Below are 1,448 nucleotides of genomic sequence, written 5' to 3'. Positions count from 1 at the left end.
GCCGGCACCGCCGGTCCCGTCCCCGCCGGTCCTGCTACCGCCGTCACCGCCGTCACCGCCGCGCCCGGCGCAGCGGCGGCGGCGGGCCGGGAGCCAGGCGTAGCCGCGCAGCAGCAGGGGGATCGTGCTGTCGAGGCGTACCGTCATGTCCGGCGGCTACCCGGTCAGCCGCCGCCCACACCCGAGCCCGCGAGCGGCGCGGTCGCCAGGCCCGCCCCCTCGCGCAGCCCGCGCAGGAAGGCCTCCATCGCCTCCGTGGCCGTGTACCGCGGCTCCCAGCCCAGCTCGTGGCGGGCCCGTCCCGCCACGAGCAGCGGGAGGCGCAGTACGGCGTCCAGCAGCCCGGGCGAGGCCGGCACCAGGTGCATCCGCCAGGCCGCGGCCACGGCCGTCCGGGTGGCGGCCAGCGGCAGGGTCACCGTACGGGCTCGCAGCAGCTCGGCCAGCGCGGCGGAGTCCATCACCGGGTCGGCCACCAGGTTGAACGGTCCGCGCACCGGCAGCACCACCGCCGCCCGGTACGCGGCGGCCGCGTCGTCGGTGTGCAGGGCCTGGAAGCGCAGCCCCGGCAGGTCCGGCACGGCCGGGACCAGGCCCGGCCGCACGAGCCGCCAGGGCAGCAGCGGGCCCGCGAAGATCCGGCGCTGCTCGGAGGCCGCGGCCTCCTTGAACAGGAAGGCCGGCCGCATCCGCACCACCCGCATCTGCGGGTGCGCGAGCTGGTAGCCGTCGAGGTAGCGCTCCAGGTAGGCCTTCTCCCGGGTGTACGCGGCCCCGGGCCAGCCGTGCGTGGGCCAGGACTCGTCCACGGGGCGGCCGTCCGCGGGCCCGGGGGAGTAGGCGCCGATCGAGGACGCGTACACCAAGGCGTGCACGCCGGCGGCCGCGGCCGCCTCGAAGACCCGGATGCCGCCCAGCACGTTCGTGCGCCAGGTCGTCACGGGGTCGTGGGTGGGCTGGAACCGCCAGGCCAGGTGCACCACGGCGTCGGCGCCCGAGAACGGCGCGACGAGGTCGTCCTTGCCCGGGTCGATGTCGGCGGCGGCCCAGCGGGTGCCGGGCGGCTGCCAGTCGGGGATCCTGCGGGCCAGGCCGAGCACGTCCGTCACCGCCGGATGGGCGGCCAGGGCCTGGACCACGCTGGTGCCGACGTTGCCCGTGGCCCCGGTGACGACGACTCGCATGACGACGCCCCTCACCCTCGCGCCCGGACCCGTGCGCCCGGGCTCCTGTGTACGCGGCTGCCCGCCGGGGCCCGGGCCATGCACGCCGGGCGATATCGCGCCAGGGCCCGGGCCCCGCCCTGGCGCGCGCCCGGCGGGCCGCGCTTCACTGCGGGGCCATGAGACGTACGAGGATCATGTGCATGCTCGGCAGCCTGCTCCTGGCCGCGGGCGCCCTCGCCGGAGCAGACCCCGCCGCGGCCGCTCCGCCCGCCGCAACAGCCG

At 78.0% G+C, this 1,448-nt stretch carries 1 protein-coding gene; it reads right to left on the bottom strand.

The annotated features are described in order from the left end of the window. Positions 1–164: 164 nt before the first annotated feature. A complete protein-coding gene (locus GPJ59_RS36190) occupies positions 165–1,184 on the bottom strand; it encodes an NAD-dependent epimerase/dehydratase family protein (RefSeq protein WP_219672352.1) in 1,020 nt (339 codons plus the stop codon). Positions 1,185–1,448: the final 264 nt, after the last annotated feature.

Origin of the sequence: Streptomyces bambusae (assembly GCF_019400985.1) — a bacterium.
GTDB lineage: Bacteria > Actinomycetota > Actinomycetes > Streptomycetales > Streptomycetaceae > Streptomyces > Streptomyces bambusae_A.
This window is presented reverse-complemented; position numbering and strand designations above follow the sequence as displayed.